Genomic DNA, 16,907 nt, shown 5'->3' with positions numbered 1-16,907 from the left:
TTTAAAGATTAAAAAATTAGTTATTTTTTTTATTCAGATTAGCTTACAGCTTCTTTATAAACTGTTAAACAGCGTTCTCTGGCTTCTTTATGATTTACAATTTCTTTTGCATATGTTAATTCTTGAAAATTTGGCACCCATTTTTTAATGTATTTTAAATCTTTATCAAATTTTTTAATTTGAGTTGTTGGGTTAAAAATTCTGAAATATGGAGATGCATCTACACCAGAGCCTGCAACCCATTGCCAGTTACCAACATTGCTTGCCATTTCATAATCGTGTAATTTTTCTGCGAAATAAGCTTCACCCCATTTCCAATCTATTAATAGATGTTTGCATAAAAAACTACCAACCAACATTCTAACTCTATTATGCATAAAACCAGTTTCATTTAATTGACGCATTCCAGCATCTACTAGAGGATAACCAGTTTCTCCTTTGCACCAAGCTTTAAATTCTTTTTCGTTATTTCTCCAATCAATTCTGTCGTATTTGCTTTTAAATGCTTTGTTTTTAGTATGAGGGAAATGCCATAAAATTTGTATAAAAAATTCGCGCCAAATTAGTTCTTGCCAGAAAATTTCATTTTTTTCAGCAACCGCTTTTTGTATCATTTTACGAATACTTACAGTTCCAAAACGCAAATGAGGTCCCAAACGTGATGTGGAATCTTTTGCAGGAAAGTTACGTGTTTCTTCATATTCTTGAACTAATGTTGACGTTACTATGTATTTCGCAATTTTTTGTGTTGATTTTTCAAAACCAATATCTGAAAGAGTTAGGTTTGGTAATTTTGAATTTTCTATTAGATTATCTAAAAAATCATTGGTATTATAAATTTTGAATTCTATTTTTTTAAACGCTTCTTTCCATAATTTCATATAAGGTGTGTAAACTTTATATGGTTCTCCATCACTTTTTACGATTTCAGCCTTTTCAAAAATTACATGGTCTTTGTAGGTTTTAAAATTGATATTTTTTTCGGACAATAATGTTGCTATTTCTTCATCTCTTTCACTAGCATAAGGCTCATAATCATGATTTGTAAAAACGGTTTCAATTGTGTATTGTTCTACTAATTCTTTAAAAATTGATAAGGGTTTTCCATTATAAATTGCAAGGCTACTTTTGTGTTTTTTTTGCAATTCATTTCGCATTTCTTGCAATGTTTCGAAAATGAAAGTAACTCTCGCATCATTTTTAGGTAATTTATTTAGAATTTCTGTATCAAAAATAAAAATAGGCAACACTTTGTTTTCAGATTTTAATGCATTGTAAAAGCCTACGTTATCATCCAATCTCAAGTCTCTACGAAACCAAAATAAGTTAATTTTTTGCTCCATCTTATTTTATTTCTCCAAATAATTCAATAAGTTTTTTTTGTCTGTAAGAAAAAATTTCTTCTAATTTTGGTTTCACTAAAAATGGATGCACCAATTGTCCTAAAAATCCTAAAGGCACTTTATAGTCAATAATATCTTCTAGTTCTACTCCACCTTCTATTTCATTTACAAAATGTTTGTGGTGCCACAATGCATAAGGTCCATATAGTTGAATATCAATGAAATATTTTTTTTCTACATATTGTGTAATTTCTGAAACCCACTTTGTTTTAATGCCTAAAATTGGAGTTACCAAATACTGAATAATCTGACCAGCAAACATTGGTTTATCTGCACCAGAAATAATATCAAAACTCATATAATCTGGAGTAATTATTTTTAAATTTTTGGGATTGGATAAGAACTCCCAAGCCTCATCCACAGAAATTGGTATGGCTTGTTTTTTATGATAAGTATAGATTTTCATCTTAATTCTGAATTAGAATATACATATTTAAAGAAGTTGCTATGCACAACCAAATCATATATGGCAATAATAAATATTTGTAATTATTTACTTTATTACTTAATTTAAAAAAGTAAATAAATAGGATAGAAGTTAATAAAGTTATGTTTATCAGCCCAATTAAAACTAAGTGCTGATTAAAAAAAATAAAGTTCCAACTTACGTTTAAAATAAATTGAATTAGAAAAATAATCTTATTTTTTTTGGAGTTATCAATTAGAAAAAGTTTCCCTAAATAGATAGAAAAGCAAATCATTATTAACGTCCAAGCAACACCAAAAACCCAACCTGGAGGTGTCCAAGGAGCTTGATTTAAATTTGTATACCAATCTGTCATTGGTCCATTATTCATTAACCAACTCCCAATAGCCAAACCACCAAAATTAATTACTAAAAAAAGGATGATTAATTTTAATTGCTTCATGGTTTACTTTGTATCTAGCTTTTCAATTTCTTTTAAAACAGCGTCTGCTTCTAAATATTTTTGATCACTATCACTTCTATTAATAGATTGTAGTTTGAACCCTTCTTCCATTAATTTCTTATATTTTTCTTGCAATTTTTCTACTTCAGATTTCTTTTTAAATAAGCCAAACATAATTTTTATTTTAAATGTTTTGTAATTTTTGAACTTAAAGGTTTCGTAATCGAAAAGTAATAATCAATTAATTTACCATCTTTATCTACCAAATATTTTTGAAAGTTCCATTTTACAGAAGAGCTTTTCTTTCCATTCAAATCTTTAGAAGTGAGCCAAGTATACAATGGATGTTGGTTGTTGCCTTTAACATCTATTTTCTCTGTGATTAAAAAAGAAACTCCGTAATTAACTTCACAAAACTCTTGAATTTCATAAGAATCACCAGGTTCTTGTGCTCCAAATTGATTGCAAGGAACACCAATTACCACTAATTCGTTTTTATATTTTTGATGCAATTCTTCTAAATCTTTGTATTGTGGAGTAAAGCCACATTTAGAAGCTACATTTACAAATAAGATATGTTTGTTTTTAAAGCTGTTTAGTTTGATAGGTTTACCTTGTAAACTATCAATCTTAATATCGTAAATAGATGTCATTTTTATTAGATTTTAAAACTTACAATACCACAGTCTAATTCGAAAATTTGACCAGAAATTGATAAAGCTTTATCTGAGATTAAAAAAGTAGCTAAATCTGCCACTTCATTGGGTTGTAAGTATTTTTTAAGAGGATGACGTTCTGTGATGTTTTCTATCATTCTGTCATTTCTTAATAATTTCGATGCTAATTCTGTATCTGTAACTGTAGGTGCTATTGCATTTACTCTAATTGTTGGTGCCAATTCTGCTCCTAAAGATTTTGTTAAACCTTCTACAGCAGATTTTGCAGCAGCTACACTCGCGTGAAAAGGCATGCCTAATTTCGATGCTACAGTACTAAATAATAAGATGCTTGGGTTATTTCCGTTTTTAATTAAAGGAAGATATTTTTGGATTGCTTTTACAGCACCAATCACGTTTATTTCGAAATCATCTCGAAAATCTTCTAACTTAAGTCTGGAAATTGGTTTTAAATTGATGCTTCCAGGACAGTAGATAAGTGTATCTAAAGCTTCAATATCTGGGAGTTCATCAGTAAGAATATCACAGTTATAATGCGTAATATTGGCATTTGACTGCAAAGGATTTGTTCTACTGATGTTTATAACTTTGTTGTTTGTTACTAAACTTTCTACAATAGCGTTGCCAATTCCTTTGCTTCCGCCAATTACCAATATTTTTTTCATAATGCTTTAAGGTCTTCCTTTCAAGCGCTTTTCTATTTTTTGTTTAACAGCAGTTAAGCGCTTCATTTGTTCCATTATTTCAGGATCACTTTTTTCTTTATACAGTTCATTTAGTTCTAATATTAAGGCTTTTACCTCTCTAGATGCTAAAATTCTGTCACTTGTAGTTTTAAAAGAGAACTTTCTATTCTCAAATTCGCTTGCTTTTTCTAATAAATTCATTATAATTTCTTCCGTATTTTTGTAAAATTCGAATATAATTATAATTGTTAGAAAAGCAAATTAATTTCTTAGTTTTTACGAGGCAGTTAATGGTTTCCCTTTTAAACGTCTTTCAATTCTTTGTTTAATTGAGGTTAAACGTTTCATCATATCCATAATTTTCTCGTCTTTCTCTTTTTTATAAATCTCATTTAAACTCAAAATTAAATCTTTAGCTTCTCTTGCTGCCAAGATTCGATCGCTTGTTGTTGGGAACCTCATTTTTCTGTTTTCGAACTCTAATGCCTTGTTTACTAGTTCCATAATTTAATAATTTAATGTGTTTTGTAATTCTGCTATTTTTTCTGAAATATTAAATTTACCTCCAAAAAAAGAAGTAACTGTAGATGAGGTTTCATCTTTAATACCTCTAGAGGAAACACATAAATGTTTTGCATCTATTATAACAGCTACATCCTCTGTATTTAATATTGCTTTTAATTCTTCTGCAATTTGGTTGGTTAAGCGTTCTTGAACTTGTGGTCTTTTTGCAAAATACTGCACAATTCTATTTAATTTTGATAAGCCAATAACTTTACCTGATGAAATATATGCAACATGCGCTTTCCCAATAATTGGCACAAAATGATGCTCGCAATTAGAATAAAAAGTAATATTCTTTTCAACTAACATTTGGTTGTATTGATACTTATTATCGAATAAAGCAACTTTTGGTTTGTTAGCTGGGTTTAAACCAGAGAAAATTTCATCAATATACATTTTAGCAACTCTTTTTGGAGTTCCTTGCAAAGAATCGTCGGTTAAATCTAAACCCATTACATCCATAATTTGGGTGAATAAGCTTGCGATTTTTTCTTTCTTTTCTTCATCAGAAAGTTTAAAAGCATCTTTTTTCATCGGAGTTTGTAAACCCGTGTATAAATGATCGTCTCCAACTTCTTCGAATGAAAATCCGTTTAACTTTTCTGATACTTCTTTTTCTTTTAATATTACTTCTGTAATCATAATTATTCTTTTTAATGTGCTGTCTTTAAGTACTCCAATCTTAAAAGCAAAGCACGTTGCTTATCTTTTTGCTATAGAGTTATTTGATATCGATTTTTGTCTAGAACACTTAAATCTTCCTTTTTCGAATGTTCTTAGTTTTTCATGTTTTGTTTTTCTTCCTTGTACTCTTTCTCTCCACATTTTAAAGCTTTTAGGCTTCATTTCCTTTCGCATTAAATCAATTACTTCCTGTTCTTTTAAGCCGAATTGAAATTGAATCGCTTCGAAAGTAGTTCTGTCTTCCCAAGCCATTTCTATAATTCTGTCAACTGCTACAGTATCTAATTCCATTCAATTTTATTTAATTAAAGGCATCTTGAAATTCGTAATTTTTGTCGTTTTCAATTTTTAAATCAATCAGTTTGTCCAAGAATTTCTTATTCTCTTTTAATAACTTGTTGTTTTTAAATCGAACAAAATTTCCTTGTGCATGAATGCTAAAACCATCTGTTTTGTACATGTACAATTGGTAAAATGGTATGGCCCAACTAAAATTTTGTAAACCTTTATTCACATACACTAAAATTCCGTTTTTTCTGAGTTCGATATTTCCATAGTTAATATCACTCACTAGATTAATCATGTTTTTAAAGTTAGGACTCACTTCTTCAATTATCATTCTTTTAGATCCAACTCCTTTCATTTTTATAGATTCTATAAAATTGTAAGAATCACCAATTAAATTTTTAATTGATTTCTGAACCTCTTTATTTTGATGTGTTGTGTTGAATACCATAATCTTCTGTAAAGATATAAATGTTTAACTTAATTAAATAATAGTTAAACAAAAATTAACAAAAAATTATAGTTCAGAAAATTTAGTTGGTATGCAACATTTTCTTTCTATCAGAAAGGGTATGCTTGCTTAGTATTCTGTAACTTTCAGAAATTACGTCTGGATTTTTTCTCATATTAAAAAGAATATCACTCGCTTTTTTTCTAGCAATTTTGCCATCTACAATAGGATTTGGATAGTTTTCTCCCAATTTAAAATCATTAAAATGCTCATCTAAAGTGGTCATTAAATAGGGCTCATGAATAAAAGCTACAGTTAATTTTGCCAATTCTGGCACCCATTTTTTAATGAAAACAGCTTCTTCATCATGGTCTAAACTATTTTTTATTGGGTTGTAAATTCTAATATTATTAATACCAGTTTCTGCAGCTTGCATTTGTAATTGCGGAAAGTGTATACCTGGCTCAAAGTCTAAAAATTGTTGTGATAAATGATGGGTTGCATCTTGCCAAGGTTGCCATAAAATATGTGTGAAAAAAGAAACCAATAAAGAACGCATTCTAAAATTTAAATAGCCAGTTTCGTTTAAACAACGCATGCTAGCATCTACTAAAGGAAAACCAGTTTGTCCCTTTCTCCAAGCTTCCTGATAAACTTCAGACACACTTTTCTTTAATTTGTGGTAGCCTTTGTTAATGCTGGCTTCTTCCATGGTATGCTCCATTTCAAATTTTTGAATAAAATGTGCTTGCCATCTTAACCTCGAAATAAAAGCGCCTAAATGTTTTTTGTTTTCTTCTGTTTTGTGCGTTAATGCCTTTTGATAAATTTGACGAATAGAAACATTACCCCAAGCAATATAAGGAGATAATCTACTAGAACTTTCTCTAGATAAAGTTGGTTTAGAAATGTGATACATGTAGTTTTTATGACGAGTTTCAAAAAAACCATTGGCATATCTCCAGGCCATTTTTGTACCACCTTTTTGGAAAACTGAATCTTCTTTTGTAGTTAAATCAGAAACAAAAAAGCTTCTTTCGATATTCTTTATTTTATCAATTTTAAGGAATTTATCTGCTTTTATTTTATAGGTTATTTGTGGAGCATCCATATAATTGTCCCACTTTTCAAACCAATCATCTCTGTTTAATAATCCTCTTAAAACGCCATTATTATTGTTTTCAATCCAATTTATGGAGTTGTTTCTGCAGTACCTCGCAAAATCTTTATCTCTATTGTACGTAATTAACAAACCTGTTTCTTGATGTGAAAAAACGGTATCAATTTTGTAATAATCCAAGAGCTGATTAAAAACAGTAACGACTTCTGAATTTACACAAAGTATTTTTGTGCCAAGGGCTTTTAAATCATCATTCATATCAACTAAAGATTGTTTGATAAAATTCCAATGACGTTCAGAATAATGAGCATCATCCATTAAAGAATGCTCGAAAACATACAGAAATAAAATACGTTTTTTAGATTTTAAAGCGTTGCAAATTGCCTCATTATCTTGCAAACGTAAATCACGTTTTAGCCAAACTATATTTATTTCTTCTCTGTTAGTATTCATTTATATTTTGAATAATATGATTTGCTTTTTCTTTGATATTACTTCTTTCTTCGGATGACATTTTATTTAGCAAACTGTACATCATTTTCATCCTGAAATTGGTCGATAATTGTTCTTGTTTTTCGTCTAAAAAATTCCAATACAAACTATTAAATGGGCAAGAATCATCATCAAATTTTGTATTTTTATTGTATTTGCAGCTCTCACAATAATTACTCATTTTATGAATGTAGCTTCCACTAGAAACATAAGGTTTTGTCGCTATTTTTCCACCATCTGCAAACTGACTCATTCCTCTTGTATTGGGCAATTGAACCCATTCAATTGCATCTAAATAAATACCCAAATACCAAGCGTCAATTTCATCTGGATGAATTTGAGTTAATAAGGCAAAATTACCAGTAATCATTAGTCTTTGAATGTGATGTGCATAGCCATTATCCAAAGAATTATTGATGGCATTTTTTAGGCAATTCATTTTCGTTTTTCCTGTCCAGAAAAAGTCAGGGAGTTTATTTTTATTTTCTAAAAAATTCTCTTTTTTATAGTCGGGCATTAACATCCAATACATGCCTCTCATATATTCTCGCCAACCAATAATTTGTCTTATAAAACCTTCTACTTGCGAAATATCAATTTCGTCTTTTCGTTCTCTGTAAGTAGCTAAAGTTTTAGTGATGATTTCTTTTGGAGAAATCATTTTTGTATTCATTGCAAATGATATTTTTGAATGAAACAGAAATATTTGATCTGTGTGCATTGCATCTTGATAATCGCCAAAATGAACTAGTAAATGTTCGCAGAAATATTCTAATTGCTCTATACTTTGCTCTCTAGAAATAGGATATTCGAAATATTTTTCATTTATTTTTCCTATGGATTTTACTCCAGCTTCTTCAATGTCTTTTACAATTTCTGAAACATCATTATCAAAATTTTTTGCTGACGGGATTAAAACATCTCCTTTCCATTTTTTACGGTTACTGGCATCAAAATTCCATTTACCTCCTTCAGGTTGTTGGTCTACCATTAAAATTTGATGTTTTTTTCGCATTTCCCGATAAAAACTCTCCATCAAAAATTGTTTTTTACCCTTAAAAAAAGTCTTTAAATCTTCTCTTTCTGTGTAAAAATGTTCAGTTGAAAAAACTTCGGATTCTATGTTGATTTTTTTGCAAAAATCAGATAATTGCTTGTCTAATCTATATTCATCAGGAGATTGATATTCAAACTTTTCAATATCATTTTCTCTGATAATTTTTGATAAATTAGAAACTAAACTTTGGGTATTTTCTTCATCATTAAGTTGATAATAAATAACCTTATGATTTTGTGATTTTAATTCATCAGCAAAATTTCTCATCGCTGCAAAAAAGCCAATTATTTTTTGAATATGATGTGTTACATAATCCGTTTCTTGGCGCATTTCAAATAAACAGTAAATAACATTTTTATCCTGATTTTTACACCAAGAATGTTCACTGTTTAATTGATCTCCTAAAATTAAGCGTAGTTTTTTCATCTTAAAATAAGGTTTTTTCTAGCCACAATTTTCTAAACTTATAATCCGAATCGTAATTTTGCGCCTGCAATTGCGTATTGAATTTACGATCTCTTGGGTCATTACCAACTCCAGCAACATACATCCAATTTCCATAATTGCTATGCACATCATAATCGAGTAAAAGCGACTCAAAATATGCAGCTCCAATTCTCCAATCTTGTAACAATTCTTTGGCAAAATAGGAGGCTACATTTTGCCTTCCTCTATTACTCATCCAACCAGTTTCTTTTAGTTCTAGCATATTTGCGTTTACAAAATCGTCTTTGGTTTCTCCATTTATCCATTGTTGAATAATTTCTTTATTTGAGTTCCAATGATAATCGCGATCTAAAATTCCTCCAATTTTAAAGATTTTGGAATCATATTTTAATGAAATATATTTAAAATAATCTCTCCAAATCAATTCAAAAATTACCCAATATGTAGATTGATTTGCGCCAAATTGGGCCTCGTATTTTTTAACTTGATGATAAATGGTTTTTGCAGAAATACTTCCATTTGCCAACCAAGGAGAAAATTTTGTGGAGTAATCTTTACCAACCAAACCATTTCTCGTTTGTTTATAAAAACCTACTTTTTTACTCTCAAAAAAATAATGTTCTATTCTTTTTAAAGCTTCAGTTTCTCCTCCTTTAAAAGGAAATGCAGTTTTAGAATTTGTGGTAAAATTTGCAAAACCGAGTTCTTCTAATGTTGGAACTTTGGTGTTATTTTCTATTTTATTTGATTCTGATAATTTAACTATTGTAACTTCTTCTTTGATAGCAACATACTTTTCTAACTTTTTTCTAAAGGCAGTAAAAACATCAGGAATGTTCTGAAAGTTTTTAGAAACGGTTTCTGGATGATATAAAAACTGATCATAATCTTCCACAAATTTCACTTTTGAAGAAATGCTTTTTTTAATTAAAATATTGCTATCAACTTCCTCTTTTGTCCATTCTTTTTGGGTATAAATTGCATCAATAGAAAAATCATCCACTAGGCTAGAAATTTTATTTTCTGGAGATTCAAAATAGGTTAATAGTGTAATATTTAAATCTGCTAAATTTTGCTTTAAATCTGTAACTGTTTCGATTAAAAATTTAGCTCTATATTTTTCTGTTTTTTTAAATCCGAAGCTATCTTCACTAAAGTATTTTGGATCAAAAAAATAAACAGCAATTACTTTGATATTATTATCAATTGCTTTCTTTAATAAAATATTATCTTGAATTCGTAAATTATTACGAAACCAAATTAAGCCAGTTGTGTTTTGTTTCTCCTGCATTTTTCGCTACAATATTTGACGTTTTCCCAATTTTTTTCCCATTTTTTACGCCAAGTAAAAGGCAATTTACAAACGGGGCATTCTTTTGTTGGTAGATGTTCTTTCTTCAAAATTATTTGTTAATGTTGTTAATCATACCATTAAAAACAAACCAATGAAAAGGCATAACAGCATACCAATACATTCTGCCTGCTACACCATGTGGTCTAAAAGTGGCTGTTTGGTATAGAATTCCATCTTCAATTTTAAATTCTAGCCAAGCTTCTCCAGGCATAATCATTTCTGCATAAAGCAGTAGTTTTCCTTTTTCTTTATCAGCATAAATTACTCTCCAAAAATCTAAAGCATCACCTGCATTTAGTTCTGTGGGATGTCTTCTTCCTCTTCGTAAACCTGCACCACCAAAAAATTGGTCTAAAAAACCACGAATTTTCCATAAAAAAGTGCCATAATACCAGCCAGTTTCGCCCCCAATTGCCCAAATTCTGTCCAAAACTTTTTCGCTATTAGATACTTTTCTTTTTTTGTAATCTTTAAAACAACCATATTCTGGAACGTTGATAAATTCGTGAACATAATTCTTCAATTTTCCACTACTGATGTAAGAATCTTTCCAACTAGAAATAATACTATTTTGTTCTATTTTTTTAAAAGCCAACTCTACAGCCTCTTTGTAAGACATTGGCTTGATGTCTAAAATTTGGTTGATGTTGCTTTTGTTTCCAATTACTTCTACACCCATCGAATTTACGAGTGAACTTGCTAGTTTGTAGGATGTGGAGGTTACAAAATACAGCCAATAAGAAGATAATTTAGGGGTCATAACTGGCACTGTTAAAATCCACCTTTTCAATTTTCTTACCTCTGCAAACTGCAATAGCATTTCTTTATAGGTCATTATTTCTGGGCCAAAAATGTCGTAAGAAGTATTATATAATTCCTCTTTGCCTAAAGACTTGTGTAAAAATGATAAAACGTCTCTAATACCCAAAGGTTGTGTTTTTGTGTTTAACCATTTTGGAGCAATCATTGCTGGAAGTTTTTCTACAATATCTCTAATAATTTCAAAAGAAGAACTCCCTGAGCCTACAATAATGCCAGCCTTAAAAGTTATTAATGCATACTTATCTGATGACAATGTATTTTCTACATTTTTTCTTGATAACAGATGTTTAGAAAGCTTTGTGTCATTGGTAATTCCGCTTAAATATATAACCTGTTTTATAGAGGTAGATTCTGCAAAGCGTTTAAAATTAAACGCACATTTTTCTTCCAGCACATGAAATTCTTTAGCAGAATTAGACATGGAATGAATTAAATAATAAGCAATATCAATATCTTTTGGAATTGCTGCAAGAGTGCCTGCATTTAGAAAATCGGCTTCAACTAACTCAATATTTTTTTGTTCTTTGTAATAATTTTGTGCCCTTTTTTTATCTCTAACAGGACACACGATTTTATGGCCATCGTTTAATAATAAAGGAATTAAACGTTTACCAATATAACCAGTTGCACCTGTTACAAGAATTTTCATAGTTAGTTTTTTATATTTTTTGGTCTTTCATAAGAAAGTTGTTTTTTAAATTTAGGAATGGCATAGGTATCTAAACCATTTATGGTCGCAATATTTCCTTTCGATAAATTTATTAAACCATCATTTTGTAACAATTCATTTTCTACATATAATTCTTGAATTTGGGCAACTACCAGCATCACATCGTTGGAAGGAACATAAATTTCTTCAATAAACTTCATGCTCATTTGAACTGGAGCATTTTTCACAAAAGGGGCCTTATATTCACCCTTAAATTCTGGTTCTAAATTGGTCATGTCAAATTCAGAAATATCATCAGGATATTTTGCTGATGTATGATGTGCATCTTCTATAATATCTTCCCAAATATGATTAATTGTAAAATAACCAAGATCTTTAATGTTTTGGTAGGTATTTCTTGGAACGGTTGTGGGTCTAAGAATAAAACCTAAAGTGGGTGGGTTAGAACCTAAATGTGTTACTGAGCTAAACACAGCAACGTTTGTAATGTCTTTCGTAGAAATAGTGCCTAATAAATTAGCAGATTTAAATCCTGAACAGCTGTTTATTAAATTAATTCTATAAATTTTATCTAAACTATTGATGTCTTTATGATTAAAATATTTCATTTTTTTGATATCTTGAGTTTATCACAAAGATACAAATTGTTAAACTTATTTAATTTATTGTTAAACAAAAATTTTGTTAAAGGTTTAAGCTCTATTTTAAATGAAACTTTCAGTTTTAAATTAAGAAAGACCATCAAATAAAATGATAGCCTTTCTAATTCTTTTTAATAATAAGTTATGAAGCAATTAACCTATATTTCCTTATATTTCGAATGTTTCAAGTATTTTTTGATGCTGTTTTTTTTCTGATGCAGCTTGCCATTGAATTGATTTCTTATATTTAAAAATCTCGTTATTACTAGTTGGATCCATAACCATTAAGTAAATCCATTCGTTGTCTAAAAGTGTTTTTGTACCTGCATTTCTAGCAATAATTTCTGATACTCTGCTTATTGGAGCCTGAATTATTACAGACAATCTTAAGGGTTGATGATACATTTCTTCATCTGAACCATATAAAGACTGTAAAGGTAATCCCATTTTTAAATCGCCTCCATTTCCTTGAACCACTCCAAATTTACCAGTAATATTATGTGTAATTTTAGAACCACCTCCATAAATATTATTATCAACTGTAGAAAAGTAATAGTGATTATTTATCCACTGAGTAACTGTCATTGGGCCTTGTATAATGCCTTCTAAAGCTTTGCCTTCTGTGTCTAATTCCCAATCATAAGAATGTAAAAAACAACGGCTATCTAAATTAGTGTTTTTTGTTAAATTCCTTGGACCAACAATAAAACCAGCATTTTTGGCTAAACCCCATTCAGGTCTTGTTTCTCCCCAGTTATTTGCTTTTTGCTCTGCAGATGAAACACTATTTCCTTTAGAACCCAACCTATCTTCTGTCGCAGTTTTTTGCGCTTTTAATAAATTTGTTTTTAAATTTTTCACCAATTCCTTATGAAAATCTGGAATTTCTGAATCGAACAATACAATATCATCTGTAGTTGTATTGTGTTCTGCACCAATAAAAATTGTGTTTTTAGGAATGATTATATTGTGGTTTTCTGCCAAAACTTTTCGGACTTCTGGCAAATTTGCCAATTTTGCTAGCATCCTTGCATTGTGTCTTCCAGGGCTTGCAGCACAAGCACCACAATCTAAGCTAGAACCAAAAGGGTTGTTTGCAGAATGGCTTCCATGACCTGCAAAAATAACCAAAGGCGCAAACTCTTTCCAACCCATTAAATCGAAAGCAGATTTTACAATGCCTACTTTTTCTGCTAAAGGAATTCCAAAAGAATCTACATTATTATCATATCTATTGATGTCTGGTTGACAAATAGTTTCAAGTTTTGATGCCTTTTTATCATTTAGTTGATACATTTTTCTTGGCATTATTGTTCTGCCTATTAATGATAATCCATAGAAAAAACCAGCACCTTCTACAAACCCAAAAGCAGAAGGAATCATATTTTTTATTCGAGTTAAAAAATATAGTTTAAAACTATTGATTGTATTTTTTTGCTCATATTGCGTAAGTTTTTCTTCGCAATTATTTTGGGCAATTTCCGAAACTTGATAAGCAGAGTTTACAATTGGAGGGCAAGATTTACGAGTAATTCCATCTTCTAAACTTTGGTAATCCATAGTTATTCCAAAAAAACCAGCATAACCAAAAGTTTCATAATTTCCTTTAGATTCGATGTGTCTTCTAATTAATTCAGAACGAGTATCGATACAAAAAACCATTTGAGCATCTGGAGTTTTATCTTCTTTCACTTGCGAAATCGATTCGTTTTCCAGCGTTTTTATCAATTGATTTTGCCAAGTTTGTTCCCAAGCTTTTAATAAAATGTATTGAACTTTACTAATCGATTCGTTTTCAAAAGTTGTACCCTCTTCTGAAAAAAAAGATAAATTTAATTTCTTAGCTGTCCAAAGTCGTGCAGCCAAATAATCGATTGCATCAATTGGGTATTCTTGATGCCAATCTGTGTTAGATTGAGTTCTATGGTTAATATAACCTGTCCAACCAGGAAGTGCTGCTAGATGTTGTGTAAAAAGTTTTAAGTATTCACTTTCTTTTACATTTTTTAGAAGCAGTTCTAAAGTTTCTAAACTCGTTTTAGGAATGTCTTTTAAGGCAGTTTTACCAGTTTCAGAATCATAAACAACTAAAAGTCTCCAAGCTCCAAAAAAACCTTCGGTTTTATAAGGCATTTCCCATTCAGCCAAACCTTCATCCATAAAAGAAGATAGCCATTTAGCCATAATAACATCAACAGCATGATTTTTATTTATCTCAACAGTTTCCTTTTTTGAAGCTAAAAAGTCTAAATAAAATTTTGGAGGTTCTGTTAATCCGTTTTCTTTTAAAAGAGCAACTAGTATATTTTTATTAATGTCTCCTTTCTCCCAAGCTTGCAAATATAAATTAGTTGAAGGAAATGCATTTGCACCAAAATTATTTTTAGCAGTTTTGATAGCGTCTTTAAAAGAAGATTTTTCATAACCAGATAATGGATTTGAAGCTACAAAAGTGTATAAAGGCCATGTTTTACCTATTACTTTAGAGGCCTCATTAACACTGTTTATAATTTGTTGATTCATATCGATTTTGTTTTATACATTAATACTGATTTTTTGTTAGGTTGTGAAATGTTTAATAGTTTTACATAAAGCCAAGGAATTTTTTTGTAAACTCTTAATTTCATGATGAAAAATCCAATAAGGAAAGTGAATCCGAAGATAATTTGAACCCAAGATAATGGCATTGGTTGATCTATCATTGGCATATCTAACATTAAAATTGTCACTCCATTATACATCAATGCATAAACCCCTATTCCTGCCACAAAAATTACTGCTGGAACTACAATTTTTTGAACTACAGATAAACTTTTCTCTTTTACAATGTTATAGGTTGCTTGCCCTACAGTAATCGCAACCACAAGCGTTAGAAAAATACTACTGTCTAATTGAGTTCCTTTTCCTGTCCAGATTGCAAATAGGTAAGCACCTAAACCTCCAAAAGCTAAAACCACTAAGGCTTGAAATGGTTTAATTTTTATAGGCTTATCTTTTTCAGGTTTTGTTTGTAAAATTTCTTCTCCAGATGATAAAAATAAATACGCTTTGTAGAATCCGTGTAAAATTAAATGCGCAACAGCTGCATTAAAAAAGCCTAAACCACATTGCATTATCATAAAACCCATTTGCGCAATTGTAGAACAGGCAAGTTTTTGTTTCACATTAACTTGTAATAATTTTGTAAACTGTGCAATTATTGCAGTAAAACCTCCAATAGCGAATAAAATAGTTAAGGTATTTGACGCGAATAATAGCGTAGAAAATAGAGCTAACAGAATTCCAGCTCCGTTTACAAAACCTGCATGCATAAGCGCAGATGCTGGAGTAGGAGAGGTCATTGCTGATAATAACCAACGATGAAAAGGATAAATGGCAGATTGTACAATTGCAGCAGCAATAATACAAAATGCAGCGATTAAAGTGATCTGATTTGGTAAAGTGCTCACAGCTGCAGATAATCCAGATACTGTGAATTTATCACTAGAAAAAGCCAGTAATAGTAAACCAATAGCTAAAAAGAATGTACCTATTAAAAAGTATTTTTGAGTAAACTTTTTTGCTTCTCTTGCTTCTCCCCAAGTTGCATCAATACCAATCAAATGAGCCATAAAAACACCCATAATTAACCAACTAAAAAGTAACAAAAATATGTTGTTAGACATTACTAAAAGCATTACCGACAATGTAAAACTTAAACATAATATCATAAATTTAGATTGATATTTAAAACCTGTTAAATAACTTTTGGCATAACTACTTACAATGGCACTAAAAAAAGTAACTGTTGTCCAGATTAAAATGGTAAAACCATTAATTTTTAAGATATTTCCAAGCATCCATTCAGGTATACTAAAGAAATTAAGAACCAAATAGGATATGTTTCCAATAAATAGCAACCATAAAAAACAATTTACAAGAACAGAAATAACAGATTTATTATTTTCATTTTGGTTCTTTTGAATCGGATTTATATTTTTTTCAAGATTCATTATTAAAGATTTAAGAGCGTTATGTATACTTTTCTTTTATTGATTGATTCCATAGATAAATTCAAGTTTGATTTAAGTATATTTTTTGATTTTTGATGAGGCAAAGGTGTATTATTTGGTTTATATATTTTTATTTATATTTATTATGAAATACATAAAAATTATTTATATTAATTGAATTTTATTTTACCAAAGAGTATTTTAAGTACTCAAATAAAAACTCTAAGATTTAGATTGGAATAATTTATGAATTCGTAGTCTAGAAGAAAATGAAAAAACCATTATGCACAAAAAAACCAGTAAGACAATTACTGGTTTTAGTCGGGGTGGCAGGATTATAACTACCACGCTAATATCTTTAATTATCAATTAGTTACAAGTTGTTTCCTTTTTGAGGTAACCGAATAGGTAACTTTTATGATAAGAACTTTCGTTTTAAATTGCTTTGTACAAAAGTGGTGCAAATATAAAAACCTTCTACATACAAAGCAACATAAATTTACGCAAATTTTATGATTTATAAAAGTGATTTTATAACTAATTAATATACAGATTAATGATGTCAATTTCTATTCCAGAATACTCTGAAAATTCATGAATAGTAACAAATTGATGAGGTTTTTTGTCTAAGTATTCTTTGATATCATTCAATAGCTTACGCCCATACCTCTCACTACGCCCTGTGATGCGCTG

Annotated in this window: 19 protein-coding genes; all 19 read right to left on the bottom strand. The window is 29.8% G+C overall.

The window, feature by feature from the left end:
* Positions 1–38: 38 nt before the first annotated feature.
* Positions 39–1,343 carry a cryptochrome/photolyase family protein gene (locus WAO74_RS11795; protein ID WP_422162363.1) on the bottom strand — a complete coding sequence of 435 codons (1,305 nt, stop codon included), beginning with the start codon at positions 1,341–1,343 and terminating at the stop codon, positions 39–41.
* A gap of 1 nt (position 1,344) precedes the next feature.
* Positions 1,345–1,809: an SRPBCC family protein gene (locus WAO74_RS11790; RefSeq protein ID WP_422162361.1), complete on the bottom strand. Its 465-nt coding sequence runs from the start codon at positions 1,807–1,809 to the stop codon at positions 1,345–1,347.
* A gap of 1 nt (position 1,810) precedes the next feature.
* Complete coding sequence (locus WAO74_RS11785) at positions 1,811–2,272, bottom strand: TspO/MBR family protein (RefSeq protein WP_422162359.1); 462 nt, start codon at positions 2,270–2,272, stop codon at positions 1,811–1,813.
* A gap of 3 nt (positions 2,273–2,275) precedes the next feature.
* The gene (locus WAO74_RS11780; protein WP_422162357.1) at positions 2,276–2,446 is read right to left on the bottom strand and encodes a Lacal_2735 family protein; all 171 of its coding nucleotides are present in this window, start codon (positions 2,444–2,446) and stop codon (positions 2,276–2,278) included.
* 5 nt (positions 2,447–2,451) lie between these two features.
* Positions 2,452–2,925: a glutathione peroxidase gene (locus WAO74_RS11775; protein WP_422162355.1), complete on the bottom strand. Its 474-nt coding sequence runs from the start codon at positions 2,923–2,925 to the stop codon at positions 2,452–2,454.
* A 5-nt stretch (positions 2,926–2,930) separates the two neighbouring features.
* On the bottom strand, positions 2,931–3,614 hold the full coding sequence (locus WAO74_RS11770; RefSeq protein ID WP_422162353.1) for an SDR family NAD(P)-dependent oxidoreductase: 684 nt from the start codon (positions 3,612–3,614) through the stop codon (positions 2,931–2,933).
* Positions 3,615–3,620: 6 nt separating this feature from the next.
* Entirely contained in the window at positions 3,621–3,836 is a 216-nt protein-coding gene (locus tag WAO74_RS11765) for a hypothetical protein (protein ID WP_422162351.1), read from the bottom strand.
* A gap of 75 nt (positions 3,837–3,911) precedes the next feature.
* A complete protein-coding gene (locus WAO74_RS11760) occupies positions 3,912–4,139 on the bottom strand; it encodes a hypothetical protein (protein WP_422162349.1) in 228 nt (75 codons plus the stop codon).
* A 3-nt stretch (positions 4,140–4,142) separates the two neighbouring features.
* Positions 4,143–4,841 (bottom strand): GTP cyclohydrolase I FolE, encoded by a 699-nt coding sequence (folE, locus tag WAO74_RS11755; protein ID WP_422162347.1) that lies wholly within the window; start codon positions 4,839–4,841, stop codon positions 4,143–4,145.
* Positions 4,842–4,901: 60 nt separating this feature from the next.
* The gene (locus WAO74_RS11750; protein WP_422162345.1) at positions 4,902–5,174 is read right to left on the bottom strand and encodes a TIGR03643 family protein; all 273 of its coding nucleotides are present in this window, start codon (positions 5,172–5,174) and stop codon (positions 4,902–4,904) included.
* A 10-nt stretch (positions 5,175–5,184) separates the two neighbouring features.
* On the bottom strand, positions 5,185–5,619 hold the full coding sequence (locus tag WAO74_RS11745) for a hypothetical protein (protein ID WP_422162343.1): 435 nt from the start codon (positions 5,617–5,619) through the stop codon (positions 5,185–5,187).
* A gap of 82 nt (positions 5,620–5,701) precedes the next feature.
* Positions 5,702–7,192: a deoxyribodipyrimidine photo-lyase/cryptochrome family protein gene (locus WAO74_RS11740; protein WP_422162341.1), complete on the bottom strand. Its 1,491-nt coding sequence runs from the start codon at positions 7,190–7,192 to the stop codon at positions 5,702–5,704.
* Positions 7,182–8,714, bottom strand: a complete 1,533-nt coding sequence (locus tag WAO74_RS11735; RefSeq protein ID WP_422162339.1) for a cryptochrome/photolyase family protein — start codon at positions 8,712–8,714, stop codon at positions 7,182–7,184. The genes WAO74_RS11740 and WAO74_RS11735 overlap by 11 nt, the downstream gene beginning before the upstream one ends.
* A 1-nt stretch (position 8,715) precedes the next feature.
* Positions 8,716–10,026, bottom strand: a complete 1,311-nt coding sequence (locus WAO74_RS11730) for a DASH family cryptochrome (protein ID WP_422162337.1) — start codon at positions 10,024–10,026, stop codon at positions 8,716–8,718.
* Positions 9,996–10,136: a DUF2256 domain-containing protein gene (locus WAO74_RS11725; protein WP_422162335.1), complete on the bottom strand. Its 141-nt coding sequence runs from the start codon at positions 10,134–10,136 to the stop codon at positions 9,996–9,998. The genes WAO74_RS11730 and WAO74_RS11725 overlap by 31 nt, the downstream gene beginning before the upstream one ends.
* A 2-nt stretch (positions 10,137–10,138) precedes the next feature.
* Complete coding sequence (locus WAO74_RS11720; protein WP_422162333.1) at positions 10,139–11,560, bottom strand: SDR family oxidoreductase; 1,422 nt, start codon at positions 11,558–11,560, stop codon at positions 10,139–10,141.
* A gap of 2 nt (positions 11,561–11,562) precedes the next feature.
* Positions 11,563–12,189 carry a flavin reductase family protein gene (locus tag WAO74_RS11715; protein ID WP_422162331.1) on the bottom strand — a complete coding sequence of 209 codons (627 nt, stop codon included), beginning with the start codon at positions 12,187–12,189 and terminating at the stop codon, positions 11,563–11,565.
* A 201-nt stretch (positions 12,190–12,390) separates the two neighbouring features.
* Entirely contained in the window at positions 12,391–14,745 is a 2,355-nt protein-coding gene (locus tag WAO74_RS11710) for a DUF2309 domain-containing protein (protein ID WP_422162329.1), read from the bottom strand.
* Positions 14,742–16,214 carry a proton-conducting transporter membrane subunit gene (locus WAO74_RS11705; RefSeq protein WP_422162327.1) on the bottom strand — a complete coding sequence of 491 codons (1,473 nt, stop codon included), beginning with the start codon at positions 16,212–16,214 and terminating at the stop codon, positions 14,742–14,744. Before WAO74_RS11705 ends, WAO74_RS11710 begins: the two co-directional genes overlap by 4 nt.
* Positions 16,215–16,907: the final 693 nt, after the last annotated feature.

The sequence above is a fragment of the Polaribacter sp. genome, assembly GCF_049276715.1.
In the GTDB taxonomy this organism is placed as follows: Bacteria; Bacteroidota; Bacteroidia; order Flavobacteriales; family Flavobacteriaceae; genus Polaribacter.
The sequence above is the reverse complement of the archived record's forward strand: the minus strand, read 5'-3'. Positions and strand labels throughout refer to the sequence as shown.